At 39.1% G+C, this 26,271-nt stretch carries 27 protein-coding genes; 5 read left to right on the top strand and 22 right to left on the bottom strand.

Features of this window, described 5'->3' with window-relative positions:
* Positions 1-3: 3 nt before the first annotated feature.
* Genes paaH through paaA form a run of 8 tightly spaced genes read right to left on the bottom strand, consistent with a single transcriptional unit; the run spans position 4 to position 6,749 of the window.
* Positions 4-1,542 carry a 3-hydroxyacyl-CoA dehydrogenase gene (paaH, locus tag F928_RS15090; protein WP_005076701.1) on the bottom strand — a complete coding sequence of 513 codons (1,539 nt, stop codon included), beginning with the start codon at positions 1,540-1,542 and terminating at the stop codon, positions 4-6.
* A 2-nt stretch (positions 1,543-1,544) separates the two neighbouring features.
* Positions 1,545-2,336 carry a 2-(1,2-epoxy-1,2-dihydrophenyl)acetyl-CoA isomerase PaaG gene (gene paaG / locus F928_RS15095; protein WP_004841647.1) on the bottom strand — a complete coding sequence of 264 codons (792 nt, stop codon included), beginning with the start codon at positions 2,334-2,336 and terminating at the stop codon, positions 1,545-1,547.
* Positions 2,336-3,109, bottom strand: coding sequence for an enoyl-CoA hydratase-related protein (gene paaF, locus F928_RS15100; RefSeq protein ID WP_005076704.1), 774 nt, complete (start codon positions 3,107-3,109; stop codon positions 2,336-2,338). The genes paaG and paaF overlap by 1 nt, the downstream gene beginning before the upstream one ends.
* Before the next feature lie 8 nt (positions 3,110-3,117).
* Positions 3,118-4,179: a 1,2-phenylacetyl-CoA epoxidase subunit PaaE gene (paaE, locus tag F928_RS15105; protein WP_005076706.1), complete on the bottom strand. Its 1,062-nt coding sequence runs from the start codon at positions 4,177-4,179 to the stop codon at positions 3,118-3,120.
* Positions 4,180-4,202: 23 nt separating this feature from the next.
* Positions 4,203-4,703 (bottom strand): 1,2-phenylacetyl-CoA epoxidase subunit PaaD, encoded by a 501-nt coding sequence (gene paaD, locus F928_RS15110; RefSeq protein WP_001177938.1) that lies wholly within the window; start codon positions 4,701-4,703, stop codon positions 4,203-4,205.
* A 16-nt stretch (positions 4,704-4,719) separates the two neighbouring features.
* Positions 4,720-5,475, bottom strand: a complete 756-nt coding sequence (gene paaC, locus F928_RS15115; RefSeq protein ID WP_005076709.1) for a 1,2-phenylacetyl-CoA epoxidase subunit PaaC — start codon at positions 5,473-5,475, stop codon at positions 4,720-4,722.
* A gap of 12 nt (positions 5,476-5,487) precedes the next feature.
* Positions 5,488-5,778, bottom strand: a complete 291-nt coding sequence (gene paaB, locus F928_RS15120) for a 1,2-phenylacetyl-CoA epoxidase subunit PaaB (RefSeq protein ID WP_000389648.1) — start codon at positions 5,776-5,778, stop codon at positions 5,488-5,490.
* Between the two features lie 32 nt (positions 5,779-5,810).
* The gene (paaA, locus tag F928_RS15125; protein ID WP_005076711.1) at positions 5,811-6,749 is read right to left on the bottom strand and encodes a 1,2-phenylacetyl-CoA epoxidase subunit PaaA; all 939 of its coding nucleotides are present in this window, start codon (positions 6,747-6,749) and stop codon (positions 5,811-5,813) included.
* A gap of 265 nt (positions 6,750-7,014) precedes the next feature.
* Between paaA and paaZ the strand changes: the two genes are divergently transcribed.
* On the top strand, positions 7,015-9,117 hold the full coding sequence (paaZ, locus tag F928_RS15130; protein ID WP_005076715.1) for a phenylacetic acid degradation bifunctional protein PaaZ: 2,103 nt from the start codon (positions 7,015-7,017) through the stop codon (positions 9,115-9,117).
* 43 nt (positions 9,118-9,160) lie between these two features.
* Here the strand turns inward: paaZ and sdaA are convergent, their stop codons facing one another.
* Positions 9,161-10,540, bottom strand: coding sequence for an L-serine ammonia-lyase (sdaA, locus tag F928_RS15135; protein WP_002114276.1), 1,380 nt, complete (start codon positions 10,538-10,540; stop codon positions 9,161-9,163).
* Between the two features lie 470 nt (positions 10,541-11,010).
* Here sdaA and F928_RS15140 point away from each other — a divergent pair, with 470 nt between their 5' ends.
* Entirely contained in the window at positions 11,011-11,634 is a 624-nt protein-coding gene (locus F928_RS15140; protein ID WP_002114520.1) for a hypothetical protein, read from the top strand.
* Positions 11,635-11,706: 72 nt separating this feature from the next.
* Here F928_RS15140 and F928_RS15145 read toward each other — a convergent pair whose 3' ends face one another.
* The 3 genes from F928_RS15145 to F928_RS15155 form a co-directional block, all read right to left on the bottom strand.
* Positions 11,707-12,141 carry an I78 family peptidase inhibitor gene (locus F928_RS15145; RefSeq protein ID WP_005076719.1) on the bottom strand — a complete coding sequence of 145 codons (435 nt, stop codon included), beginning with the start codon at positions 12,139-12,141 and terminating at the stop codon, positions 11,707-11,709.
* A 163-nt stretch (positions 12,142-12,304) separates the two neighbouring features.
* Positions 12,305-12,769 (bottom strand): redox-sensitive transcriptional activator SoxR, encoded by a 465-nt coding sequence (gene soxR, locus F928_RS15150; protein WP_002114278.1) that lies wholly within the window; start codon positions 12,767-12,769, stop codon positions 12,305-12,307.
* A 202-nt stretch (positions 12,770-12,971) separates the two neighbouring features.
* Complete coding sequence (locus F928_RS15155; protein ID WP_005076724.1) at positions 12,972-13,265, bottom strand: hypothetical protein; 294 nt, start codon at positions 13,263-13,265, stop codon at positions 12,972-12,974.
* Positions 13,266-13,720: 455 nt separating this feature from the next.
* Between F928_RS15155 and F928_RS15160 the strand changes: the two genes are divergently transcribed.
* Complete coding sequence (locus F928_RS15160; RefSeq protein ID WP_005802520.1) at positions 13,721-14,380, top strand: epoxyqueuosine reductase QueH; 660 nt, start codon at positions 13,721-13,723, stop codon at positions 14,378-14,380.
* Between the two features lie 273 nt (positions 14,381-14,653).
* Here F928_RS15160 and F928_RS15165 read toward each other — a convergent pair whose 3' ends face one another.
* Positions 14,654-16,129 (bottom strand): MocR-like pyridoxine biosynthesis transcription factor PdxR, encoded by a 1,476-nt coding sequence (locus tag F928_RS15165; RefSeq protein WP_002114242.1) that lies wholly within the window; start codon positions 16,127-16,129, stop codon positions 14,654-14,656.
* Positions 16,130-16,241: 112 nt separating this feature from the next.
* Between F928_RS15165 and F928_RS15170 the strand changes: the two genes are divergently transcribed.
* Entirely contained in the window at positions 16,242-16,697 is a 456-nt protein-coding gene (locus F928_RS15170; RefSeq protein ID WP_002114351.1) for a GNAT family N-acetyltransferase, read from the top strand.
* Between the two features lie 38 nt (positions 16,698-16,735).
* On the opposite strand, the gene F928_RS15175 is transcribed toward F928_RS15170, so the two are convergent.
* From F928_RS15175 to F928_RS15190, 4 genes are all read right to left on the bottom strand, one after another.
* Positions 16,736-17,893 carry a winged helix-turn-helix domain-containing protein gene (locus tag F928_RS15175; RefSeq protein WP_005076730.1) on the bottom strand — a complete coding sequence of 386 codons (1,158 nt, stop codon included), beginning with the start codon at positions 17,891-17,893 and terminating at the stop codon, positions 16,736-16,738.
* Between the two features lie 127 nt (positions 17,894-18,020).
* Entirely contained in the window at positions 18,021-19,202 is a 1,182-nt protein-coding gene (gene cynX / locus F928_RS15180) for a cyanate transporter (protein ID WP_005076732.1), read from the bottom strand.
* Positions 19,202-19,684 carry a nucleoside deaminase gene (locus F928_RS15185; protein ID WP_005076733.1) on the bottom strand — a complete coding sequence of 161 codons (483 nt, stop codon included), beginning with the start codon at positions 19,682-19,684 and terminating at the stop codon, positions 19,202-19,204. The genes cynX and F928_RS15185 overlap by 1 nt, the downstream gene beginning before the upstream one ends.
* A gap of 16 nt (positions 19,685-19,700) precedes the next feature.
* On the bottom strand, positions 19,701-20,369 hold the full coding sequence (locus F928_RS15190; RefSeq protein ID WP_002114539.1) for an ankyrin repeat domain-containing protein: 669 nt from the start codon (positions 20,367-20,369) through the stop codon (positions 19,701-19,703).
* Positions 20,370-20,516: 147 nt separating this feature from the next.
* Here F928_RS15190 and F928_RS15195 point away from each other — a divergent pair, with 147 nt between their 5' ends.
* Entirely contained in the window at positions 20,517-21,374 is an 858-nt protein-coding gene (locus F928_RS15195; RefSeq protein ID WP_002114403.1) for a LysR family transcriptional regulator, read from the top strand.
* On the opposite strand, the gene F928_RS15200 is transcribed toward F928_RS15195, so the two are convergent.
* The 5 genes from F928_RS15200 to tssA are packed head-to-tail and all read right to left on the bottom strand — an operon-like array spanning position 21,371 to position 26,267.
* Positions 21,371-22,324, bottom strand: a complete 954-nt coding sequence (locus tag F928_RS15200; RefSeq protein WP_005076734.1) for a M15 family metallopeptidase — start codon at positions 22,322-22,324, stop codon at positions 21,371-21,373. The genes F928_RS15195 and F928_RS15200 overlap by 4 nt on opposite strands.
* Positions 22,325-22,331: 7 nt before the next feature.
* A complete protein-coding gene (locus F928_RS15205) occupies positions 22,332-22,955 on the bottom strand; it encodes a hypothetical protein (RefSeq protein WP_002114473.1) in 624 nt (207 codons plus the stop codon).
* 12 nt (positions 22,956-22,967) lie between these two features.
* The gene (icmH, locus tag F928_RS15210; RefSeq protein ID WP_002114531.1) at positions 22,968-23,774 is read right to left on the bottom strand and encodes a type IVB secretion system protein IcmH/DotU; all 807 of its coding nucleotides are present in this window, start codon (positions 23,772-23,774) and stop codon (positions 22,968-22,970) included.
* A 17-nt stretch (positions 23,775-23,791) separates the two neighbouring features.
* The gene (gene tssK / locus F928_RS15215; RefSeq protein WP_005076735.1) at positions 23,792-25,156 is read right to left on the bottom strand and encodes a type VI secretion system baseplate subunit TssK; all 1,365 of its coding nucleotides are present in this window, start codon (positions 25,154-25,156) and stop codon (positions 23,792-23,794) included.
* Positions 25,157-25,172: 16 nt separating this feature from the next.
* A complete protein-coding gene (gene tssA / locus F928_RS15220) occupies positions 25,173-26,267 on the bottom strand; it encodes a type VI secretion system protein TssA (protein WP_005076736.1) in 1,095 nt (364 codons plus the stop codon).
* Between the last annotated feature and the right edge of the window lie 4 nt (positions 26,268-26,271).

Below are 26,271 nucleotides of genomic sequence, written 5' to 3' on the forward strand. Positions count from 1 at the left end.
TGATTATGCAAATTCGGCCATATCACTTGAATATTGAGTAGCAATGTTTTGAGTTTTCGCTACATATTGCTTGAGGTAGATACTCGCGCGATATTTTTCCTCTCCATACAGTGCATATAAGTTATTTAAAGTTTGGAGCACATACGCACCGCCCATTTGTGTCAACCACTGGTAAGGGCCTTTAGGATAATTCACTCCATATTTCATGGCATTATCAATATCTTCCAGACTCGCAACACCATGTAAACTTGCTTCGCATGCTTCATTAATGAGTAAAGCGATGGTGCGTAAGGTTAACAGGGCCGGATGGTCTTTAATCCACATCACGCTGATACCAAACTGCGCAAAGTAAGCTTCAACTTTAGCCAGATCACTTGCTTCACAAAGCTCGTTATGGCTGAGTACTAAAGCCTCCGCCTGTTCAAAATCATGGTGCCAATCCATTAAAATCACTTTACGGCTTAAGTAATGAATATTGGCTGACTCACCTTGGCTTAAACGTAAGTCGATATCATCAATTTGAAGGATATTGTCATCACTCACAGATCCGCTTTTTAAACCCAAACGCGTTAAAAAAGCAGGTAGCTGAGACCAAGTCCCTTTTAGCTGAATATGTGCATCAACTGGCTTGGCAACCACAGCTTGAGGCTGAAATGTCTCGTATTGATTTTTTTCGTTATAATTATAGAAACCCTGTTTTGACTTACGGCCCCAAGCACCTGCATCGACCAATTCTTTTTGGATGAGGCTTGGGCGGTAGCGTGGCTCGTAAAAGAACTCTTGATAAACGCTTTGGGTTACCGAAAAGTTAACATCTTGCCCAATGAGGTCGGTAAGTTCACAAGGCCCCATCGCAAAACCGCCACAGTGCTTTAACGCATAATCTAGCTGGTCATAGCTGGTGACTTGTTCTTGCAGTGCTCTAAAGCCTTCTGCATAAAACGGACGAGCAATTCGGTTCACAATAAACCCGGGAGTCGATTTGGTGAGTACCGGAATTTTTTTCCAATTCAACATCAAGTTTTTTAAAGCTAAACATAAACTGTTTGGTGTTTTTAAGCCTTGTACAATTTCAACCAGTTTCATGACTGGCGCAGGGTTAAAAAAGTGTAAACCTACTACACGCTCTGGGTGAGCAATGCCCGCCGAAATGGCAGTCACTGAAATTGAAGATGTGTTACTTGCAAAAATGGTTTGCGCATTACAAATTTCAGCGAGCTGTTTGAATAAAGACTGTTTAACTTCTTTCTTCTCAACGACTGCTTCAATCACCAAGTCAGCATCACGCAGTGCTTCAATTTGATTGACCACAGTTAAACGCGCTAAGGCTTCATCAACTTGCTGCTGAGTGAGCTTGCTCTTTTCAACCAGTTTTTTAAACGTCTGCCCTAAGCCGTGAGCGGCTTGTTGCGCTTTTTGAGCATCTAGATCATATAAAACGGTCGAGTGTCCATTGACGATGGCTAACTGGGCAATGCCGATGCCCATGGTGCCAGAACCAATAACGGCAATTCGGGCACGAGATAAGTCTAAATCTGTCATGCTTAGCGCCCTTTAAAATTTGGTTCACGTTTATTCATAAAGGCTTGTACACCTTCACGATAATCTTCGGAACGACCCGCAATACGTTGTAAATCTCGCTCTAACAGCATTTGCTCGTCAAAGGTGTTGTTGCTTGATTGATGAATGGCTTTTTTAATGAGAGACAGACCAAATGTAGGCTGTTTCGCTAAACGTTCAGCGAGTTCAGTCACTTTTGTTTTAAGTTCAGCGTCTTCAACGACATCCCAAATCATGCCCCATTCTTTTGCGGTTTCTGCCGGCAACTTGTCACCTAACAAAGTCAGTCCCATAGCACGCGCATGACCTACAGCACGTGGTAAAAACCATGTACCCGCAGAGTCTGGAACTAAACCTAAACGGCAAAATGCTTGTACAAAGTTTGCCGATTTAGCTGCAATCACCAAGTCACACGCCAGTGCAATATTTGCCCCTGCACCTGCTGCCACACCATTTACCGCGCAAATCACAGGCTTTGGCATATTTACAATCGTTTTAATGAGCGGGTTATAGTAAGTTTCAATGGAATATCCTAAATCTGGAGCTTCAGCATTTGGGTCTACTACACGATCACCTAAATCTTGTCCTGCACAGAAGCCGCGGCCTTCACCACTAATCACAACACAGCGAACATCCGGATTTTTGGTCCACAGGTTTAAAACCTCAGCCACTTCACGGTGCATATCAACGTTAAAGCTATTCAGTGCTTTTGGGCGGTTAAATGTCAGGTAGCCAACACCATTTTTTTCTTCAGCAATAATATTTTGATAGTCCATCACTCACCTCTAAACACTGGCTTTCTTTTCTCAAAGAAAGCGTTAATCCCTTCGTTTCGATCTTTTGTAGCCGCCAGCCAGACAAAGTTTTGACGTTCAAACTTGAGTCCCTGACTTAATGTTGTTTCATGAATACTTTTAATTGATTGTTTAATGACGCGAATCGCTAAAGGCGCTTGTTTGGCAATTTTGGCTGCAAGTTGAACGGCGTATTCGACGGTTAATTCTGTCGGCACCACTTGACTGCAAATGCCATGTTGCTCGGCTTGTTTTGCCGAAATCATCTCACCTGTCATAGCCCAGCGCATGGTGAGTTGTTGTCCAACCAAGCGTGCTAAACGCTGTGTTCCGCCTGCACCCGGCAACATACCTAAGGTAATTTCAGGTAAAGCGAATCGGGCATTTTCACCGCAAATCACCATATCTGAATGCAAAACCAACTCGAACCCAGCGCCTAAGGCATAGCCATTGACTGCACTAATGAGTGGCTTATTAAACGCATCAATTTTTTGCCAAAGCTTCGGGCGAATATCGAGTTGCAAAGACACGGCATCCATTGCAGCCAACTCACTAAGATCTGCTCCAGCCGCAAAACACTGAGCGTTACCCGTTAAAACCACTGCTTTGACTTGAGCATTATGTTCAGCTTCTTCGAGCAACTCGCATAAACACTGCAATGTTGCATTGTTTAAAGCATTTCTTTTTTCCGGACGGTTTAGGGTTAATAACAAAACACCGTCAGCAGCTGTACTGGCTTTGATCAACTCTTGCATGACAGCCTCTATTCATCAAAACTCAAGCGAACATTTGGGCCTTTTGGTAAGGTCTGACAGCTCAGCACATAGCCCTTTTCAACTTCATCTTCTTCAAGACTATAGTTAAGGAACATGTCGACTTCGCCAGAAAGTACCTTACAACGACAGGTCGCACACACCCCACCTTTACATGCATACGGTAAGTCGGCACCCGCACGTAAAGCTGCATCAAGAATACTTTCATCATCTTGAGCCACAGAAACAATCAGTTCACGGCCATCTAAAATGATGTTGACCTTTTCTTCTTTACGGTTTGCATCCGCTTCAACACTACGTTTACGCGCTTGCCCTGTATGGAAACGTTCGGTGTGAATGCGCTCTTTGGCAATACCAAAGTTCGGTAAAGTATTTTCTACGGCATTCATCATTTCGTCTGGACCGCAGGCAAAAACATGGTCGAAGTTTGTTTCAAGCACTTCATAATCAAAAAGTTTTTTTAACTTTTCTTCATCAATACGACCATTCATCAGCTCACTATCGTTGAACTCACGAGAAAAAATATTGATGAGCTGAAAACGTTCTTTAAACTGATCTTTCAAATCCATAATTTGCTCGGCAAACATGGTTTGTTTCCATGAGCGATTGCCATAGAGCAAGGTAAATTTAGCTTCGGGTTGTTCAAACAAAACTTGCTTAACAATCGATAAAATCGGAGTAATACCACTCCCCGCAGCAACACCTAAATAGTTTTGTCCGCCAATCTTGGCTGCTTTTTGAAAAAACACGCCTTGTGGTGGCATGACTTCAAGCACATCGCCCACTTTCAAATGGTCATTTGCCCAGTTTGAAAATTGACCCTGATCAATTTTTTTAACCGCAATGCTGATGTCTTCTTTACCCGCATAGCTACAAATTGAATAACAACGGCGGATTTCACCAGCTTCGGTTAAATGGCGAATGGTTAAGTGTTGACCCGGTTGAAATTGAAATTGTTCTTGTTGTTCAGGTACAACGTCAAATGCAATACAAATTGCCTGATCGGTTTGAGGCGTAATACTTTTTACTTTTAATGGTACAAATTGGCTCATGGCTGATTTCCTTATCTAAAGACTTAAATACATTTGAAGTAATCAAAAGGCTCAAGACAGTCCTGACATTTATAAAGTGCTTTACAGGCGGTGGAACTAAACTCTGTTAACAGTCGGGTATGTCGGCTTTTACAACGTGGGCACTCGACACCATCATTTAAATGAACGTGAGTTCCACATTGATGCGCCAACCCTTCAGGTGGTGCAATGCCATAAACTTGCAGTTTCTTTTTACCCGCTTCAGACATCCAGTCGGTGGTCCATGCTTCTGATAAATCGACCATGACTTTGACTGGTGTCAAAGCTTCTGCGGTAAATGCCTCAACAATTTGTGCTTTCAACATATCTGTTGCTGGGCAACCGCTATATGTTGGCGTTAGACGAACAATAATTTCTTGTTGATCGTTAATCTCTACACCGCGGATCATGCCTAAATCGACAACCGATAAAACCGGAATTTCAGGGTCACTGACCGTTTGTAGAACATCCCAACATTGGTCGATGCAATGACGAATCATTTGCATGGCTCACCTCCTTGTCTTACCAGGCCATTCCCGGATAAGTTCTTTGAATACATTGCATTTCAGCCAACAAATAACCTAAATGCTCGGTATGCAATCCTTGTTTCGCACCACGGCGATAAGCACCGTTCACAGCAACATTTAATTCAAAACGCTTAAGCTCATCTGCAATGATTTGGTTCCATTGTTCTTTTTCATTTGAAAAATCTGGAATCACACCTTCTGCAACTAATGCTTGTTCGTCTGCACTCAGTTCAAATAATTCAGCGGTAAAACGCCATAAATTATTTAATCCGCCTTGTACACGTTGATGTGCTTCATCTGTGCTTAAAGTTAAACGTTCCATCCAGCTTGTCGAAAAGCGGATGTGATACTTCACTTCTTTTAAAGATTTCACAGCAAGGGCGCTTAATTCAGGAAGTGAGCTTTGCGCTAAAGCCGTAAATAAATGAAGATGGTAATGGTCCATCAACCACTGGCGTACGATCGTTTGTGCAAAGTCACCATTGGGTTGTTCGCATAACAATAGGTTTAAAAACTCACGCTCAGTACGGAAATATGCAAGTTGGTCTTCATCACGCTTAGCTTCATCGTATTGACCAGCCAAAGTCAGAAAGTTTCTTGCCTGACCCAACAAGTCCAAGCCGATATTTGCTAAGGCAATATCAATTTCTAGCTCAGGTGCATGCCCGCACCATTCAGCCAAACGCTGAGATAAAACCAGTTGACTGTCGCCAATATGTAATAAGAATTTAGATAAAACTGAATGATTCATTTGCCATTCCCCTTACATGTGCTCAATGCCATCTGGGATATGGTAAAAAGTCGGATGACGATAAACCTTGTCTAAAGAAGGATCGAAAAATTCAGCTTTTTCATCTGGCTGTGATGACTTAATCAGTTCTGAACGAACTACCCAAATGCTAATTCCTTCATTACGGCGCGTGTAAACATCACGAGCATGTTGCAGTGCAATTTCATCATCAGGTGCTCTTAAGCTGCCTACATGACGGTGGCTTAAGCCTTGTTTACTACGTACAAATACTTCGTAGAGCGACCAGTTGTTTTTATCTTCCATTTTGATTTCCTCAAATTTTTCCATAAATCTTGTTAAGCCACTTTGTTCGCTTCAAGCTTCTGCTTTTTAGCGTAGACCACTGCTGCATCACGAACCCATTTGCCGTTTTCCCATGCTTTACGGCGTGCTTCGATACGCTCGTGATTACATGGTCCACGTCCGGCAATCACTTCATTAAATTCGTGCCAGTCAATCTCGCCAAACTCATAGTGGCCTGTTTCTTCATTGAACTTTAAATCTGGGTCTGGTACTTCCAAGCCAAGTTGCAACACTTGTGGCACGGTGTTATCAACAAACTTTTGACGTAATTCATCGTTACTAAAGCGTTTGATTTTCCATGCCATGCTTTGTGCGCTGTTTGGAGAATGCTCATCACTTGGACCAAACATCATCAGTGCTGGCCACCAATAGCGATTTACCGCATCTTGTGCCATCTGTTTTTGTTCTGGCGTACCGTTTGCCAAAGCCATCATGGCTTCAAAACCTTGGCGTTGGTGGAAACTTTCTTCTTTACAAATGCGTACCATCGCACGTGCATATGGCCCATATGAAGTACGGCAAAGCGCAACTTGGTTCACAATGGCTGCCCCATCGACAAGCCAGCCAATTGCAGCGACATCTGCCCAAGTCAAAGTTGGATAGTTAAAGATTGATGAGTATTTCATTTTCCCATCAATTAATTTTTCCATCATGTCATCACGGTCAGCACCTAAAGTTTCTGCCGCGCTATATAAATACAAACCATGACCCGCTTCATCTTGTACTTTCGCAAGCAAAACCGCTTTACGTTTTAAAGTCGGCGCACGAGTAATCCAGTTTCCTTCAGGCAACATACCTACAATTTCAGAATGGCCATGTTGTCCAATTTGACGAATTAATGTTTTGCGGTAGGCATCGGGCATTTGATCCTTAGCCTCGATCGTAATTTCATTGGCAATATTTTGTTCAAATTTCTGGTAATTGTTTTCCATTCTTTCATTCCCTGTAGGCATCACCCTTGAATCTATTTTTCGATACACTAATAACAAAGTCAATCACTTTTTTAGTATCAAATTAAATCCAACTAACAAATAAGAATTAAATATTTGAAATTAATAAATATTAATTAAAAACAAAAAATCTTTTTATGTTTAAAAATCAAAATAAAGTTGACTTTTAGACAAATTAATCTGAAATTATGAATCATATTTTCACAATTTTTATAATTGATGTATCACATAAAAAAGGAGTTTGGTCATGCTTGAACAAGCACACCTAGAAGGAACCTCAACTGACACAGATTTTCAGCAGTCTGAGCATCAACTGCCTCATCTTGCTTCTTATGTCTATGGAACATGGCATTCGACGGGTGAAGAACTACGCCCTGTTTACAATGCCATTACAGGTGAAGCGATTTATGCCGTAAGTAGTCATGGCATAGATATGAAACGTGTTGTTCAATATGCGAAACAAAATGGTTCAGAACTGGCTAACTGGACGTTTCACCAACGTGCCAATGCGTTAAAACAAATTGCCCAACATTTACTTGAGCGTAAGGAAGACTTCTACAAACTTGCTTATGCAACAGGTGCGACTCGTAAAGATGCATGGATTGATATTGAAGGTGGCATCCAGACATTATTTGCTTATTCGAGTCTGGTTCGTCGTGAACTCAATGACGAAAAAATTATTACCGAAGACAACTGGATTCAATTATCTAAAAATGGAACTTTCGGCGCTAAACACATTTTAAGCCCAAAAGCAGGTGTTGCTGTTCACATCAACGCATTTAACTTCCCAATTTGGGGAATGCTTGAAAAAATTGCACCGACGCTACTTGCAGGTGTGCCATGTATTGTAAAACCTGCAACCGATGGCTCTCAATTAACTCAAGCTGTTGTAAAAGCCATTGAAGAAGCACATGTATTACCAAAAGGCTCGCTACAACTCATTTGTGGTCAGACTTATGACTTGTTCGACCACTTAGGCCCACAAGACTGCGTGACTTTTACAGGTTCTGCCTACACAGGCCAAAAACTACGTAACCACCCTCACCTCAATAAATATTCGATTCCATTTAGCATGGAAGCCGACTCGGTAAACAGCGCAATTTTAAGCCCTGATGCAAATGAAGAAACTGTCGATTTATTTGTGCGTGAAGTCTTCCGTGAAATGACTACAAAAGCAGGTCAAAAATGTACTGCGGTTCGTCGCGCTTTCGTTCCTGAAAATTTGTTAGCGACTGTGCAAGAGAAGCTAACTGCCAAACTTGCTAAAGTTGTGGTGGGTGACCCTCAAAAAGAAGAAACCACCATGGGCGCTTTAGCCAGTATTAAACAAAAACATGACGTTGCAGAAAAGGTTGCCGAACTCAGCAAAGACGCAAAAATTGTTTTTGGTGGCAATGATAGCTTTACATTTAATGCAGACCATCCTGAAAAAGGTGCTTTTTTCGCTCCAACTTTATTGGTGTGCGAACAACCTTTACAAGCGACGAATGTTCATACCACAGAAGCTTTCGGTCCGGTATGTACACTCATGCCATATCAAAATATTGAAGAACTAGCTGATCTTGTTTCACGTGGTGAAGGTAGCCTAGTGGCTTCTGTCGTTAAAAATAATGATGAGAATATTGAACAAATTATTCAAAAAATTGCGCCTTGGCATGGCCGTGTGCATGTACTTGATGCAGAGTCAGCAAAAGAAAGTACAGGACATGGTTCACCACTTCCACATTTAGTACACGGCGGCCCTGGTCGTGCAGGTGGCGGTGAAGAGTTAGGTGGTATTCGTGCAGTTAAACATTATATGCAACGCACTGCAATTCAAGGTTCTCCAAACAGTTTAACGCAAATTACCCACTCATGGACTGCTGGCTCGAAAGTTAACGAAGACCGCGTACATCCATTTAAAAAGTCTTTTGATGAGTTAGTGATTGGTGAACGACTATTAACAGCACGCCGTACAGTCACTGAAGCTGATATTGTCAATTTCGCGTGTTTAAGCGGTGACTACTTCTATGCACATACTGACAAAATCGCAGCGGCCGAGTCTTTCTTTGGTGAACGTGTGGCACACGGCTACTTCATTGTGTCTGCCGCAGCAGGTCTATTTGTAGATGCAGCACAAGGCCCTGTGATTGCCAATTACGGTATGGACAACTTACGCTTTGTTGAACCGGTTAAAATTGGTGACTCAATCCAAGTTGAACTCACCTGTAAACAAAAAACACCTAAGCCACAAAAAGACCCGTCTCAGCCTGCGCATGGCGTTGTGGTGTGGGATATTAAAGTCAAAAACCAACGTGGTGAACTTGTCGCAACTTACGATATTTTAACTTTAGTTGCTCGCGAAGCTTAATGGTTAAAATGAGATGGGGTCACCTCGTCCCCATCTCATTTTTTTAGCACTCAATGGCGTTAACAGCAAGGCCACCTTTTGAAGTCTCTTTATATTTCTCAGACATATCTTTGCCAGTTTCTTTCATGGTCTGAATCACTTTATCTAGCGTGACAAAGTGTTCATCGTCATCATGAAGTGCCATTTGGGCTGCATTAATGGCTTTTACAGCGGCAATTGCATTTCGTTCAATACAAGGCACCTGAACCAAACCACCAATCGGGTCACACGTTAAACCCAAATTATGTTCAAGCCCAATTTCAGCCGCATGTTCCACTTGCTCAGGTGAGGCACCTAAAATTTCGGCTAAACCCGCCGAAGCCATCGCACACGCTGAGCCGACTTCGCCCTGACACCCTACTTCTGCACCAGAAATAGAAGCATTGAGTTTACATAAAATGCCAACGGCTGCTGCACTTAAAAAGAAACGAACCACTTTATCTTCGGAAAAGTCTTTAGAGAAAGTCACATAGTAATATAAAACTGCCGGAATAATTCCTGCTGCCCCATTTGTGGGTGCCGTCACTACTCGACCGCCAGCAGCATTTTCCTCATTTACCGCTAAGGCAAATAAATTGACCCATTCCATCGCATGAAAGGTCGTCACAATCAGGTTTGAATTTTTCTTATTTAATAACTTATCATGAATTTTTTTAGCCCGACGTTTTACATTTAAACCACCCGGTAATATGCCTTCATTAATTAATCCGTTGTGAATACATTGCTGCATCACTTTCCAGATTTCCATAATCTTGCTGCGAATTTCAGCTTCACTACGCCAGCTTTTTTCATTTTCAAGCATTAACTCGCTCACTGATAAATGATGAGTTCTACATAAGCTTAAAAGTTCAGCCGCACTGTGAAATGGATATGGAACTTTAACGTCGTTGGTTTCAGTTTGGGTATGTGTTAATTGTCTTTCACTGACAATAAAGCCACCACCAACCGAATAGTAAGTTTCTGTATATAAAATTTCTTGAGCCCCGTTATACGCAATCAGTTCCATTGCATTGGGGTGATAAGGCAAAGATTCATCTAAAAAAAGCACATCATGCTTATAGTCAAAAGAAATACTCTTTTGCTGATTAAGCTGGATGGCTTTATTTTCAAGAACATCTTCAATCAAGCTTGTACTTACTTGAGTATCAATATGTTCAGGGTCAAAACCCATTAAACCTAACAGAACAGCCTTATCTGTCGCATGACCAACACCAGTTGCCGACAGCGAACCGTATAACTTCACCTGAACTCTAACCGTGGCTTGTAAATCGTTTTGCTTCAATAAATCTTCCACAAAACTGTATGCCGCACGCATTGGTCCAACTGTATGGGAGCTAGATGGGCCGATGCCAATTTTAAAAAGATCAAATACACTAATAAACACGTGGTCCTACCTTCGATTCATTATTATTCGTATGTTCGTCATTATTTTGTCCTTTCGGATAGCTCTAAAATTATCATTAAGCCAAGTACAAATCACGAATAACTCTTCGGCAGTAGCACAAAAAGACAACGGTTGAACAATCACTATAAATAACTTTGTTCACAGCCATAACTTTTGTAGTTTTTATTAACAAATATAAATGTATTAGCGCCCCCTTCCTTAAAACAAGTACAGGAAGTTGTACAAATAAAAAACTACAAATATTAGCCATTAGTCGCACCTCCCTATTTTTATTCATTTTTGCTGGTAAAGTGCTTTACATGGTTTGATACAACCTACTTAACTCAGATGCATAATTCACCTGTTCTTGCATCTGATGTTTTTCTGCCTCTAGTCCGCTAGGGGCTTTTTTTATTATTGATTTAAAAGCTGATATATTAAATTTCTAGACATAATTAAAGACAAGAAAAATGGATCGAGTTTTCAAATTAAGTGTTTTAAGTTGCCCTATTTTATTATTAAGTGGTTGTATTGGTTGTTATAACCCAACAGGCTGTAACCGTGATGATTCGCCTTATTTCTATACAACACAAATCACTCAAGTCAAAGGTGTAACGGTTCCTGTTGGAACAAAACTGGTTTACAAATCTCAAAAGTCAAAACAGAAAAATGAGCAAACTGCACCTCTTAAAGAAGAGAATATAACGTGGATAAAGCTACCGAAAGATACGGCTATACTTTGGGGAGGAATGCCTACCAATCATCTCCTTCAGTTTGCTAATCCTGAAATGCAAGGATTTACAGCCTACCGAGCACAAGAAGCTCCAGCTGTATATTCCAATCAATTTTTAAAACTCTGGAAAGAATGTGATAGTGATTTAGATATCTCGATCAAAAATAAAAATGACTGGAGCTTTAACCCTGCAAATATGAAAATTATTGGATGCGGAATTAACTATCAAGAAAGAGCTTCATACAACACCAACAATCCAAGCCAATACAAAGTGGATATTTTTCTCATCAAAATTAATCAGGCTTTACAGAAGCTGCCACAACAAAAAGAGTATCCCCTTATCCATTATTCCGAAAATTAAAGTAAAAAAAGCCTGCATTTTCAGCAGGCTCTTTTCTTTAAAATTTGATTTAGCAAACTTTAATTAAACATATTAACCACAGGTTGCCTGAGTAATTTTCTTAGAAGCAGGATCAATAGTAACTGTAACTCGGTTTGTACGATAATCCATAGTCATTGGTTGACCTGGAGCCACTTTGCGCACAATTTCTGATTTAGTTTTTTGTTTAATTTGATCATCAGTAAGGCCAGATTGACCCACTAATTTTTGAGCTTCTTCTGCTACACAGTTCGCTTGGTTATCACGGAATAATTTCCATTCTTCCACGACTTGGCCATTTGGTAAGTGACAATACCCAACCTGACCATTTGCTTCATTTCTAATTTCTAATTTCCCGCCTTGTTCAACACAATATTGACTAGCTGGGTTTGGTGAACCAATTTTTGGTGGAGTTGGATCTTTATGTTGTACAGATGAACAAGCCGTTAACGAAACAAGCGCTAAACCAAGAAAGATAATTTTTTTCATAAATTTTTGCTTCTTAATAAAAAAATTAAAGATATCAAAAAAATTCATGTTTCATGTGACTTGTTTACAATAAAAAACTCACTTAGAAGTTCTATTAACCATATATTTAATTTATTGGAATTTAAGATATTCCCTCCTAAAAATAATTATTGAAATATTGCAATTAAGGCCTTTCCAAAATTCGTGGTCCAGATCCCTCTTGCCCCAAAACATCTTCTGGATTTCTTAAAGGGCATTGCTCTAGTGATAAGCAACCACAACCAATACACCAGTCCATTTCATCCCGTAACCTCGTTAATTTTTGAATACGATCATCAAGATCTTTTCGCCAATGGCTTGATAACTCTTTCCACTGTTTAGCTGTTAATTTGCTCCCCATAGGATATGCGCTAAGAGCCTCTTTAATTTCATTTAAAGGAATTCCTACTCTTTGAGCAACTTTAATAATCGCAATATATCTTAAAACGATTAATGGAAAGCGACGCTGATTACCATTGGTTCTTATACTTTTTATCAGCCCTTTCGCCTCATAAAAATGTAGGGTCGAGACAGGAACTCCACTCCTTTTGGCAACTTCCCCCACCGTCAAAACTCGACTAGAGTCAGTTTTTTTATTTTCACTTATCATGCTTAACCTCAACGTTACTCGAGGTTTATAAAAGAGCATCTTTACTTTGTCAAATAAAAATCCAAACACCTTAACTGCTAAAAACCACTTTGATGAGCTTATCTGTCTTGGCTTTTCTATAAACGCTGTGAAAATAAATTTGATACGATTATTAATTCAATTAAATTTATAAAATAAGCTGCTGACATTTAAATTAAAAAAATTAATTTTTTAGGGTACATGGGCACCCGCAAACCCAAAACATGTTGTAAACGAAAGGCATTGGTGCTCCTAATGGATAGACCTTAGCTTGTTCGATCTTATAAGTTTTTTTGCGTGACTCAATGTGAAGTATATTATCGTAGCGAGCAACTACAATTCCCTTTTTATATAATTTTTTCCGTTCATTCTTTGCATCAAATTTATATACCAAAAAGTAAACTTTTTCTCCTACACTGATCTTTGAATGATTAACCATAATGTAACCATTACAATACTTACATTGCCAATCTTTCATATCTCAAATAATCACACACTTAAATTTAAAAACACATCAAGTTTTATAGTATAGATTTATTAAAGCTACAAATCTAAAGAAATATTTTAATTGAAAAAATAAGGTTTATCTGTGACACACATCACAATAAAAACATAAAAAAATTTCAAATTATATTTAGAAACATCAATCACTTACCTAGCTATCTTTTAATATTATTATTTTAAAAAATATTAAATTTATCTATATTTTATATTACTATATAGTATTTCGGTTAATAAATTTAAAAGCGACGATATAAATAATTTTAATATTTAATAATCTAATTATTTCATTATATTCAACTAAACCACAAATAAAGTAATAAATAAATTTTAAAATATTAAATAAATTTCATGTTTAATTGAAAATAATTCAGTTCACATTATACAAAATAAAAATATATAATTATTAGAATTGCAATTTATTTTTTTATTATGTCAACCCAACGTTTAAAATTAGAACTCCCATCTGGACATGATCAATTATTACTTCATTCTTGCTGTGCTCCTTGTTCAGGAGAAGTTATGGAAGCATTAATTGATTCTAGAATTAAATTTTCGATATTTTTTTATAATCCTAATATTCATCCGGTAAAAGAATATCTCATCCGTAAGGAAGAAAATATTCGTTTTGCAGAAAAGCATAATATTCCATTTATCGATGCCGATTATGATACGGATAATTGGTTTGCTCGAGCTAAAGGTATGGAAGATGAACCAGAACGCGGTATTCGTTGTACCATGTGTTTCGATATGCGTTTCGAGCGAACCGCCCTTTATGCACATGAACACGGCTTTAGTCTCATCAGTAGTTCGTTAGGAATTTCTCGTTGGAAAAATATGGCTCAAATTAATGATTGTGGAATTCGGGCAGCATCCCATTATCCAGATATTCAATATTGGGATTATAACTGGCGAAAAAATGGTGGCTCTAGTCGAATGATTGAAATCAGTAAGCGAGAGGAATTCTACCAACAGGAATATTGCGGCTGTGTATATTCTTTACGTGACACCAATCGCTGGCGTATGAGTAATGGACGAGATCGAATTAAACTAGGTGTTAAGTTTTATAGTAATGCCATGGAAGAAGATTAAATCTTATTCTCCTTAAAAAATTAATTCATTCTAAGCTATATTTATTCCCAATAAAAAAAGGCCACATCTGGAGAATGTGGCCAAAAGGTGTACTGTACTGAGCTTTGATATTATCAGAATAATGAAGTTAGCTTAAAATAAGATTAATAAATCTTTTAAATTTAAATTTTTTAAAATTTCATCAAAATATTTAAATCAATAAATACTTTACCCTTCTCATTAAAAATAAAATCACTCTAAAATCCAGATATAATTTTGAAAAGTTTAGCTATTTTACTTTTTGATACTCATGGCTAGTCTCTTAATATTTTTCACCATTTCCTCAGGTTGATGGGCAGCATAGCCCAAAAGAACCGCTGCTTTTTTCGACTCAAGTTGACAATATCTTGATAGAGGTTGAATCTCCAAATCCAATGCCGAGCAATGAGAAATAAACTCCTGCTCAGTCCATGATGCTTTTAACCAACATATAAGATGAATGCCTGAATCTGTTGGCTGAACATCGAGTACATCTGAAAGGTATTCATTAATAGCGTTAATCAATACTTGTTGACGCTCATAGCATGCTTTTCGAACTTTACGTACATGTCGAGCATAGTGGCCTTGTTGAATGAATAGAGCTAAAGCGACCTGCTCTAAATATGAACTTCGCACGTCAGTATAATATTTAGCTGCACTAAAGGTTTCAATTAATGCTTCAGGTACAACCATGAACCCTAAACGAAACTCTGGAAACATCATCTTGGTAAAAGTGCCAGAATAAATGACTCTTTGCTGCTGATCTAAACCTTGTAGAGCTTGAATTGGGTGAGTGCCATAGCGAAACTCACTATTATAATCGTCTTCAAAAATCCATTTTTCTTGTTTGTTTGCCCAATCTAATAAAGCAAAACGGCGAGCTAAACTTAAAGTTCCTCCTAAAGGAAATTGATGTGAAGGTGCTGTATATACCAGTTTGCTTTTGAAGTAATGATTTGTAATGTCAGAGATTTGCATTCCCTCCTCATCACTTTCGATCAAATTTACCTGCGCACCAAAACTTCGAAAAATCTTAAAAGCTGCATCATATCCCGGCTCATCCAAACACACTTCATCATTTGCTTGAAGTAAGGCATAGGCCGTTAAATGAATAGCTTGCTGCGTTCCGTTTACGATAATAATTTGCTCTTCGTTGCAGTTCAGCCCTCGAGTGGAGCGAACATATTCAGAAATTGCCTGACGCAAAGGTAGATAGCCACGTGGGTCGTAAAATTGACCAAGCTGATAATACGACTGCCGCCAAGCTTGCGTTAATAACTTGCCCCACAGTTGATGAGGAAATAAATCAATACAGCCTACCCCTACATGAAACATCTTTTTCTTTTTACTTAACCATGACTGCTTTCGCCATGAATCCAATAAAGTTTCAAGATTTGGATTAATATTTAAGGAACGATGAGTATTTTTAGACGTTTCTTTTGAATTTTTTTGAACATGTATTAACTGATCTGGCACAACCTCAGCAACATAGGTACCCGAACTTGGTTTGGTAAATAAATATCCCTCATCCAGTAATCGTTCAAGAGCCGCCAATACAGAATTCCTTGAAATTGACATCATCTCTGCCAAAGCACGACTTGAGGGTAATTTTGTTCGGGCAGTTAGCCTTCCATCTAAAATCGCATCACGCAAAGCCGTATATAACCCATCTTTAATCTGGCCTTTTGGCAAAATTAAATGGGGAAAAGATGCAGAAATCGAAGCTGCCATATCAAAACTGGTACTGTAAAAAATATCAAAAGTGTATCTTATAAAAATACCACTATCAAAACTACACTCAAGTTGTCGATTTTTTATTACTTTAAAACAGAGTGTAATTATTATGCAAAATCAAGGTCTTCAAATCGTTCCTGTTCAGCAGCAAGATTATTCACAATGGGAAAAATATTGGCTTGCTTACCAAAATTTTTATCAAGTGAATTTACCCCTTCATGTCACAAAAGTAACATGGGAACGTTTCTTCGATGAGAATGAACCTATGTACTGTGCCGTTGCTAAACAAGGTGAGCAGGTTTTAGGAATTGTGCACTATGTTATTCATCGTTCAACATGGGCAGAAAATAATTACTGTTATCTAGAAGACCTTTATGTTTCACCTGAAGTTCGTGGACAACACATTGGTAAGCAACTCATTGAATATGTGCAGAAGCAAGCAATCAAACACAACTGTGACCGTTTATACTGGCATACTCAAGAAACCAATGTAACAGCGCAAAAGCTTTATGACTGGATTGCACAAAAACCAGGAGTTATTCAATATCGTATGCCTTTGAACTAAAAAAGTGAAAACACCAAAAGCTGGAGTGCTTTTGGTGTCTAAATTTTAGTACGAATACGCTGAATCACTTTGTCATTAATAGTTGAGCATTGATTAAACGCAGCAAAACGCTTGAACTCTTGTTCCAGTTCGAAGAAGAAGAGCTCCTTATTTTTTACTGTTTTTTCCAGATGTAGGCTAATCACTTCTAATTCTTTGATAGAACGATGCGCTTTACAATCTACTCGGCCTACTAACTCATCTTGATATAGGATCGGCAAACAAAAATAACCATATACACGTTTGGCTGCTGGTACATAGCATTCAATCCTATAATCAAATTCAAATAAAGAAGCTAAACGGTCACGATGAATAAGAGAATTATCAAAAGGTGAAAGTATTTTTAAACCAAAATCAGTACTAACCTTTTGTTCCATTGCAGCAACATCAACATATAAAGTTTGACCATTCTCAAGCTTAATTACAGATACTACACCTGCGTCAATCTGCTCTTTCAGAACGATGCGCATAATTTCTTTTAAATCATTTTTCTTTAGATGAACTAATTGTTTCCATGTAAATGCACCATGCGCTCGAAGCGTATTATTAAACAAATACTGCGCATATTCATAAAGCGCAGGCATACTTAAATCAATATTTTCAGGCAAGCAGCGCTCGGTCAAATCAAAGACCTTTTCCATTCCGTTACGCTCACAGATCATCAGGTCACCCTGCATATATAACTGCTCAAAAGCACGGCGGCCTGGTCCGGTATTCCACCAGTTTCCCAAACTTTTTTTATTATTTTTATCAATATCACGGAGGCGAATTTTTCCTTCAGCACGAACACGGGCTAAAATTTCATTCATAAGGTGTTGATCACCTCTATTGAAATAACGGCTTTCTCCGTTTCTGACAGACATCATGGCAGGCAATGCATAGCGATAATCTTTCATAGGAAGATAAGACGCTGCATGATACCAATATTCAAAAATCTGCCGCTCGCCAACCAAACTATTGAGATGACTTAACTCATAATCAGGTACTCGGCTCCACAATATATGGTGATGAGCTCGCTCTACAACCGATATGGTATCAATCTGCACATATCCTAAATGCTCAATAGCCTGTAAAGTTCCATCCATGCCTTTTGCAAATCGACTGGTTTTTCCTAAGCCTTGATTAAATAAAGTGAGCTGTTTCAAAGAAGAAGTCATAGAAATCAAATATTGTTGTATTCATTTAGAAGCGGAAATTTTCAGTTCTATCGTATCACTATTTCCTCATTTGCTTGTGATTATAGGAGCAGCAATTCTTAAAAAGAATCTTGACTAATTCAACGTTTTAAAGACTCACTTTAAAATAACTTTTGGGATTCAATCTAATTACTAAAATAACGACTAATATCACACTGACTAAATGAAAAAGCCATCCTGCTTTGTAAGCCCCCGTAAGATCATGCAAAATTGCAATAATCCACGGCGGGATTGCTGCCAGTAAAAAACCGCCACCCTGCATCAGTGCAGATAAAGCACCTGCATGAATGGGTTCATCAAAATGGTCTAATGCAACGATAAGCGTTAACGCAAAACATCCTCCCAAACCCACGCCCAAACAAATTGCCCAAAGCATAGAGGCAAAATCAGGCATAAAAGCCATTCCAGAGAACCCGACTAGTTGCATTGCTAACGTAAACCATAACCATGGACGTCGGTCTTTATATTTCCTAGCTAAAACAGGCAAAATGAGCGCTGAAGCTGCTTGGCTCAAGGCCAGCAAAGCGAGTAATTTTCCACTTTGTGCTGCACTCCAACCATGATCTTGAAAAGAAGGTGCTAACCACGCTACCACTGACGAGTAGCCACCATTTACAAGTCCAAAGCACATCATTAATAACCATGTTCGAGGTTGATTTAATAACTTGCGTACAGGCGCATGATGAATGGATGAGCCAACTTTTGTTGGTAAAAAGACAAGCGCCAATATAAATGCAAATAAAGCTGGAACTGCAAAAAAAGCCAGTCCAACAAACCATAAACCCGTTATATTTGAAACTACAGGCGCTAACCATGCTCCTAAGGCACCACCGCCCATAAGCATGGCTGAGTAAAGCCCCATCATCGGACCAATATATTGGCTAAATTCTCTTTTGATCATGCCGGGAAATGCCGCTTGTATCATCGCAACTCCGAATCCAATTACTATTGCACTAAGAATTAATCCTTCGGATGTAGGCAATAAAAATCGGACAGCACATCCTCCACAAATGGCCAGCAGTGCACCAAGAATAGCTTTTCGCTCACCGATCAAGTTTTGCAATATTGGGCCAACAAATGCAATGAGTCCCATAAGCATCATCGGTAGCAAAGTGAGTAGTGCTACCCCTTGTAAGCTTAAACCAGTGGCTGTTCGAATATTGGCAATCAATGGTCCAATACTTGTGATAAATGGTCTTAAATTAAGCCCAACCAAAGCCACAGTTACAATGAGCATCGACTGAGTCAAAAAAGCTCCAGACTGCTTCATTATTCTGAGCCTGAATGATTGGCTTGATAATTCTTCCAATGCGCATAAAGATCAGTGCGGTTTTCAACTCTGATCGGTATATATTGAATTTTCATTGATTGCTCAGCTAAGGGCTTGGCAAGCTCTATATATATTTCGGCTGTAGACAAACCAAATGGTCTTCCGTCTTCATTAGAATATGCATAGCTCACCGACTTAATACCTGCTAAACGCATTGCAGCCATACACATTGGGCATGGATGTCCACTTGCATACACAGAACAGCCTTCTAGGTTGGCAGATCCTAAAACTTGACTGGCTGCACGAATCGCCAGTAATTCAGCATGTGCGGTTGGGTCATTCGTTACCAGAATCTGATTTACGCCTGAAGCAATAATTTCTCCATTCTTTACAACCACAGCACCAAATGGCCTGCCACCTTTTTCAATATTTTTATAGGCAAGCTCAATCGCCTTACGTAAAAACTGTTCACCTTTTTCCATCACATACTCTCACTTTCTATTTTGCACCAGCTGCAAGAAGTCTTTTTTCAATTTCGCGATATCCTCGTGACCGCGCATGGTGTAAGGGAGTTATGCCGTCTTTATCAGCCAAGTTCGGATCAGCACCTGCCTTTAATAAAAGCTCTACAATATGTTGATATTTAGGTTCTCCATTTCCCAAAATGATGGCCTCAAGTAATGCTGTCCAACCCAAATTATTCACATGATTAACATCTACACCGGCCGCAATTAATGTACGGACTGTTTCAACATGGCCTCGTTCCGCTGCTGGAATTAGCGCAGTTCCACCGTAACGGTTAATACTTTTTAAATCGGCACCATGCATGAGTGTCATTCTTAGAATTTTTAAATATCCCTGTGCACCAGCATATAAATATGGACTGTCTTGAATATTGTCTTTTGCATTTACATCGGCACCAGCCTCTATCAGCATATGAGCAGCATGTACATTATTTGCTCTTGTAGCAACCATCAAAGCAGTCGAACCAGTTTCATCTCGCTCATCAATTAAAGCTTTTTGAGATAAAATCCGTTTGATAGATTGTGTGTCATTATTTATCACTGCCTGATGTAAAGGATACTCACCCATTGCATTCGTCATATTTGTAAAACCCGACGCCCCTAATGCGACAATCAGATTCATCCATATTAGTGACTTACGCATGGTGGCCTCCCAATAGAAATTTTTGGCTAAACATTTTGCAAATAGAATAAACACGACCAAAAGTATTTGGAAATTAAATTATTGAATCGATAGTATTAAGATTATAAATATTTATCTTATCGGCTTTTAAGTGTGGCGGTACCTAATATGTTTGATCCTCGCCTTTTACGTGCTTTCGTCACTATTTTTGAAACTGGCGGTTTTACCGCAGCTGCCGATCGATTACACCTGACTCAATCAACAGTTAGTCAGCAGTTAGCACGACTTGAAGAATCTGTCGGTCATGCCCTTATAGATCGGACAGCGAGACCTTTCAAATTGACGGCATCTGGAGAGTATCTAATTGGTTATGCGCAAAGGATTTTGACTCTCCAACAGGAAGCTGAGGCCCTACTTAAAGATCCGGCAGGAAGTATTCCCATTCGTATTGGTTTACCAGAAGATATGATGAGTCCTGCAATGGCTGAAGTTTTCGGTATATTTGCCAAAGAGCATCGCTCCATTCGTTTAGATGTAACCTCTGGCTTAAGTCGGAATCTAACAGAACGTTATCGGAATGGTGAGTTCGATATTATTATTGTCAAAGAACCTGCTGCTAGTGCTGATCACCACGCTACATTCCCAGAAGAAATGGCATGGTTTGAAAGTTCGAATTCAACAACTGAATGGTCTGATCCCATGAGTTTAGTGACCTTTCCTCAAGGCGGACTTTATCGGGATGAGATGTTCGCAACCTTAGAGCGCGAACGGCGACGTTGGTATATTGCCTTTACGGGTAGTAGCCTAGAAAGCGTGTTAGTCAGTGTTGAAACAGGATTAGGATTATCTTTATTGCCTGTAGCTACGACCAATGGACGAAGAGTACGTCGATATGATTCATTAGGAGATGTGCCTCCTATGGCCGTTTCAATTTACACATGGGAAAAAGCTGGGATAATTTCCCAGCTTGTAGATAAAATGACGTCTGTTTTACAAGAACGTTTTCAATCATCAATCAATATTTAACTTATATCATTCGAACTTTCAGCAATCAGCTTTTCTGCCATTTCTTGAGTTTTTCTTAAGCCCGGCATACGGAACTCGGTATGCCCATAATCTTGGATAGATTTCCAACGTCCACCCCAAGTTAAACCAACCGATTCGGCGACTTGCCCATATAACCGATAGCCTTGCATTGCCCATGGATCTCGCTCAGAAATAACCACTTTTCCATTTCGCTTAAATGCTACATCGGCTGCTAAACCAAATTGGTGATAGCTTTGATACCCCCTCGCTCTAGTCGTGTTAGGATTGCCCGCCAACATGTTCTGACGTGCTGGGCTACGATAGCCTTCCAATAGAACCAACTCATAACCGTACTGTTCTTTCATGATTTTAAAGACCATGAGTAAACGCTGTTTATATCGTGGGTTCATTTTGTCCCATTTACGATCAACTAAATTTGTATCCAAAATAGCTCGACCATCGAAACTTGCATTATCAATCGGTGAAGAATTAATAGCTCCACTATTTTGAGACGAATATTGCTGCTCTAACTGCGTGGCCTCAACAATTGCAGCTTCAATTAGGCTCTCATCCACTTCTGGCGGTGGCGATAATATTTCACCATTTAAAAGTGCATAAATTTGAGGATCTGTTTTTTTCAGATATTCAGCTTCAATTCGGGTTGAGCTAATAGGCCGAGTTAAAGCAAACACTAAAATACTAGCAAACAAGAAAAAGCCCGCAATAACAATCCACCACTGCTGTAAATGCCAATGAGATTGTAATTTTTCAGGAGCAGCTGCCTGATTCATGGTTTGAGCAAATTGTTTAACCTGATTAAGCTGTTTACGCCCTTGGGGCAGTAATGACAAAACAAAATCTTTGCTTCTACTCCTGAGTTCATAAGACATTAAAAACGCTAAACCAATTGCCAAACATGTAAAGCAAAAGAAAATGAGAAAGATTATCATCAGTTCATTAATTCACGGCAAAAGGACTTCGTGTAATTTTAATATCTACCGATGCCTTAGGCGGCTCAACCTCAGGTTCTGGTTCGGCTGGAGCTTTACTCTCAACTACTGGTTTAGCCTGCGCCACTTGTTGTTGCTGCGGCTTACTCACAGGTTTTTGCTGAGCTGGCTGTATTTTGGGTTGAGCCGCTTTAGCTGCACCCGTTTGTAGCTGAGGCACAACCTGAACTTTCTTTTCACCTGTTAGCTGTTCATCAAATGGTGAAACTCGTTGTTCATTCGTAGCAACAGTTTTATGCGGAACAGGTTTAAAAATATTGCTTAACTCATTATCTTTTGGCTGTTCAAAGCCATCACGACTCATTGAGTCCGTCTCATTATCTTGACTTACAACAACCTGATTTTGTTCATCTGAAGAATGTACAGCATCTTGATTTAAAATTTGCTCTTCCGTTGATTTACTCTCAATTGCTGCTGATTCTGGCGAATTCGGTTGAGACAAGAACAGGAATAGCGAGATGCTGACAAACACCCCTGCAATCACACCAATCACAATATAAAGTACTGGTGATTTCGGCTTTTTTTTATTCGATTGTAAAACTCGAATAGAAGTTGGTTTTTCCTGAGCCATTTCGTTCCATCATCAAGGTAAATAAATTGTAATATGTGCTTGCTCTTGAGGAGCAGAAATCACATTTTGATAGTTAGATAATGCTTTATCATTTTGATTGTTCAGCATAAATCTTAAACCCGCAAAGGTAAGTAATGCAAAAATCAATAGAAAGATCAAAATCCAAAAGAAAGGTACTTCGCGATGAATAATATTTCGTATTTGATCGGGAATTGCCGAGAACGGCGAAAACGCAACTTTTTTCCCTTTTAAATAGTCAATTTCATCACCCACTCTTGATACTAGGTGGTTGAGACTTTCAATAGATTCAATTCGGTACTTACCCTGAAAACCGAGCAAAAGGCAGTAATGAAATACTTCTAAAGCAGCTAGACGTTCTTTTCCACGACTACGTAATTGTTCCAAAATTTCAAAGAAACGATACCCAGCTAACTGAGAACCAAACAAGCTCAATTGCAATGGGCTAATTAACCAAGCATTTTGTAAATTAAAATAGCTTGGGTCTTGTTGCGTTACGATAGTTTCATCAATCAAAGCACAAAATGCATATTTAGCATCATGAATATCATCAGCTGAAAATTGTAACTTTTTAGCTTGCTGCTCAAATTGATTGAGTAAATTTAAGATTTTTTCACGAAACTGCTGAGCGTCTGCCGGCACATACTGATTTCGAATCAAAAAAACCAAATAAAAGCCATCATGCAATAAATCAATAAGATTGATTGCCTGTAGCTTTGCCTGAGACTGGCTATTATTGTTCCCACCCGTTCCAATTTGCCCATCGTCAAATAAAGAAGGAGCACCAGTGGATTGTGACATTTTTCTCTCCTTTACCCTTAAGCGTTCATAACCGCAATCAGTTCAATACTGATATCTTGGAAGCCAGCCGGAACATAAATACAAATCGTCTCTGAATCTAACATGCGTTGGTATAATTCATGATGGGGTTCAACTTCAAAATAGCTCACACCAGAACGTACAGGAATCGCTGTTGGAACCTGAATCAAGTGATGCAATGGAATTGCAGGTAATGCTGCAACTACACGTTGCTCTACATCTAAAGTGCTACCAATCTTGAATCGTAAAGGTACAATCTGGATCAACTCATGTGTCTGCATTGCGCTACTTGATACTGCAATATAAAGTCGAGTATCTCGAGTAATCTTATCGGTCTCAAGACTTCCCACCCAATATGAAGGGCGGATTTCTTTAAGTGCAATACTGATGTAACGGCTCGAAATAATCGTATCGAGTAAATCACGTAGAATCGTGTCTAACTGCGAAAAACTTTCTTGTAAATTATGGTGTTTATAGGCAGGCAACTGATCAACATCATACGCCGTCGAGAAGGTTAATAAAGAACCTGCTAAACGTAACAATTCGAAGAACAAACGTTCTGGATGGATTTGTGGATATTGCACAAAATGATTCAGGCCAGCATGAGCTGTATTTAAGGCATTTACTAACCAGAATGAAACGATATCACCTGAACGGAATTCAATTAACTTCTGTTCATTTTCTCGGTTATTGGTTTGAATAGTCTTAATTTTTGCCTTAATCACATTCAGTGTTCTTTTTAAGTTTGAAATGAGTGATTCAGAGGCATCCACATGCAAAATTGGTGGAATAAACTTTCGGTCAATTTCAAAAGCACCAGAGCTTTGACGCTTAATTTTTCCAATCGGCAGATATAAGAAACCATCTAGATTGTGGTCTGGATTACTATGTACATCTAATAATTTAAAAACAGCACGTCGGCGTAGCAAACTAATATCTGCTTCAGTAGCATTAGTAAATAGATCATGCGTTTCGACAAGGTGAGATTGATATCTACCCTTTTGCGCTTGGTTTTGATCAATTAGATTTTGCTTATTTGCTTGTAAAAGCGGCAATGCTAAATAGATTAGCATCTCACCACGTAAATTAAGATCGTCTAATAAAATTGGTTCAGGCAATAGATCATATGCAGGTGCCTGATAAATTTCACCGTCTTGCCAGATCATCTCTACAGACTCAAGAGCAAGAATATGCGTACTCAACTGAGCTTCATCGAAACTTAACTTTTGAATGCCATACGAAAAAGGCACAACTGCGCGAACCGTATGATTTAGGCGTTGTTCATGATACGTATCTTGAATTTGGAAATGTTGAGGTCTTAAAAATAAACCTTCGCCCCACAGGACTTTTTCAGCTTTAAACATATGTCTTTACCAATCTTTATTCATATTCATTTTTAGGCTGCACACCTAACATTTCCTGAACCATTTGTAATGGATGCTCATCTTTGATGACTTGCGCTAACCATTCATGTAATGGCATTTGACTCCATTTAATCGTTTTTTGAAGCATATAGCTCACAGGGCTATGCGGTTCATTTGCTTGGAAGTAATCGGCAATATCTTGCAGCACTTTCATTGCTTGTTCACGGTTAGCCAAGTGCGTTTGTGCTTGAGGCTGAAAAGCTGGCTGATCTGAAACAACTTGTACAGGCACTTGATTTTCCATAGATGAACTCGTGATAACAGTAGCTTGTTCTTGGATTGGCGCAAGCCCTGTACCAAAAGCTTCTGCTTTATAAATCTTACGTAATGTGCTGTGAATAGTCTCAAATGCCGAATCAATAGCAGCAAAACTCGGCGAATCTAATCCCATTAAATGATCAAGAGTCTGTTTTAAAACATCCCACTCGGTTAAGACTGAACTAAAATCTTGATAATTAGAATATTGAAAAGTTTTAGAAGTATTAAAAATGGCTTGGTCGAATTGTTCTAGTTCAGATGGTCCCGACTGGCTGTCATACTCTTCAGTTTGTTTACGGCGAACATTTTCGTGATATAGAAAATTATCGTAATCAAGCAAATTATAATAAGGAGCTGTATTGGTTAAAGAAACTTTCTTCAACAAGCCAGGCAACTGATTAATTAAACCCTGTAGTAAACCAATGCGTTGATCTAAGTCATCATCTTCAATAACAGGGTGAATTTCCTGCCAGTATTGATTCAGCATGGTATGGCTTAAAGTTAAACCTTTAGCCATACCTTCAAAACCATAAAGATGAGTCCAAGCCTCTAAGAGCCAAGTTAATAGACGAATATCTTTCGTTTTATCTTTTAGCAAAACACTCGTGTTCTTTGCTACAAAGTCCCAATCGGCTTGTTTGCGCTCAGCAACCCAATCACCTTGATCTAGTAATAGATCATCTTGTGTCTTCGCTTTTTTAATTTCATGAAATTCATTAGAAAACGAAAAGTCATCACCACAAGGTAAACTATCACTAATGGGTTCGAGTAGTTCAGAAATATCAATATTCATCTAA

The sequence above is a fragment of the Acinetobacter pittii ATCC 19004 = CIP 70.29 genome (genome assembly GCF_000369045.1).
GTDB classification, from domain to species: domain Bacteria; phylum Pseudomonadota; class Gammaproteobacteria; order Pseudomonadales; family Moraxellaceae; genus Acinetobacter; species Acinetobacter pittii.

Coding starts and splice junctions, on each gene's coding strand:
- paaA (WP_005076711.1), bottom strand. CDS start 6,749: ATGGAAAACAATTACCAGAAATTTGAACAAAATATTGCCAATGAAATT.
- paaE (WP_005076706.1), bottom strand. CDS start 4,179: ATGAGCCAATTTGTACCATTAAAAGTAAAAAGTATTACGCCTCAAACC.
- F928_RS15200 (WP_005076734.1), bottom strand. CDS start 22,324: ATGATAATCTTTCTCATTTTCTTTTGCTTTACATGTTTGGCAATTGGT.
- F928_RS15165 (WP_002114242.1), bottom strand. CDS start 16,129: ATGGCAGCTTCGATTTCTGCATCTTTTCCCCATTTAATTTTGCCAAAA.
- tssA (WP_005076736.1), bottom strand. CDS start 26,267: ATGAATATTGATATTTCTGAACTACTCGAACCCATTAGTGATAGTTTA.
- paaB (WP_000389648.1), bottom strand. CDS start 5,778: ATGGAAGATAAAAACAACTGGTCGCTCTACGAAGTATTTGTACGTAGT.
- F928_RS15175 (WP_005076730.1), bottom strand. CDS start 17,893: ATGACTTCTTCTTTGAAACAGCTCACTTTATTTAATCAAGGCTTAGGA.
- F928_RS15170 (WP_002114351.1), top strand. CDS start 16,242: ATGCAAAATCAAGGTCTTCAAATCGTTCCTGTTCAGCAGCAAGATTAT.
- paaF (WP_005076704.1), bottom strand. CDS start 3,109: ATGCAAGAGTTGATCAAAGCCAGTACAGCTGCTGACGGTGTTTTGTTA.
- icmH (WP_002114531.1), bottom strand. CDS start 23,774: ATGTCACAATCCACTGGTGCTCCTTCTTTATTTGACGATGGGCAAATT.
- paaC (WP_005076709.1), bottom strand. CDS start 5,475: ATGAATCATTCAGTTTTATCTAAATTCTTATTACATATTGGCGACAGT.
- F928_RS15195 (WP_002114403.1), top strand. CDS start 20,517: ATGTTTGATCCTCGCCTTTTACGTGCTTTCGTCACTATTTTTGAAACT.
- F928_RS15145 (WP_005076719.1), bottom strand. CDS start 12,141: ATGAAAAAAATTATCTTTCTTGGTTTAGCGCTTGTTTCGTTAACGGCT.
- paaH (WP_005076701.1), bottom strand. CDS start 1,542: ATGACAGATTTAGACTTATCTCGTGCCCGAATTGCCGTTATTGGTTCT.
- tssK (WP_005076735.1), bottom strand. CDS start 25,156: ATGTTTAAAGCTGAAAAAGTCCTGTGGGGCGAAGGTTTATTTTTAAGA.
- paaZ (WP_005076715.1), top strand. CDS start 7,015: ATGCTTGAACAAGCACACCTAGAAGGAACCTCAACTGACACAGATTTT.
- F928_RS15205 (WP_002114473.1), bottom strand. CDS start 22,955: ATGGCTCAGGAAAAACCAACTTCTATTCGAGTTTTACAATCGAATAAA.
- cynX (WP_005076732.1), bottom strand. CDS start 19,202: ATGAAGCAGTCTGGAGCTTTTTTGACTCAGTCGATGCTCATTGTAACT.
- F928_RS15160 (WP_005802520.1), top strand. CDS start 13,721: ATGTCAACCCAACGTTTAAAATTAGAACTCCCATCTGGACATGATCAA.
- F928_RS15185 (WP_005076733.1), bottom strand. CDS start 19,684: ATGGAAAAAGGTGAACAGTTTTTACGTAAGGCGATTGAGCTTGCCTAT.
- paaD (WP_001177938.1), bottom strand. CDS start 4,703: ATGCAAATGATTCGTCATTGCATCGACCAATGTTGGGATGTTCTACAA.
- F928_RS15140 (WP_002114520.1), top strand. CDS start 11,011: ATGGATCGAGTTTTCAAATTAAGTGTTTTAAGTTGCCCTATTTTATTA.
- F928_RS15155 (WP_005076724.1), bottom strand. CDS start 13,265: ATGAAAGATTGGCAATGTAAGTATTGTAATGGTTACATTATGGTTAAT.
- soxR (WP_002114278.1), bottom strand. CDS start 12,769: ATGATAAGTGAAAATAAAAAAACTGACTCTAGTCGAGTTTTGACGGTG.
- paaG (WP_004841647.1), bottom strand. CDS start 2,336: ATGGACTATCAAAATATTATTGCTGAAGAAAAAAATGGTGTTGGCTAC.
- F928_RS15190 (WP_002114539.1), bottom strand. CDS start 20,369: ATGCGTAAGTCACTAATATGGATGAATCTGATTGTCGCATTAGGGGCG.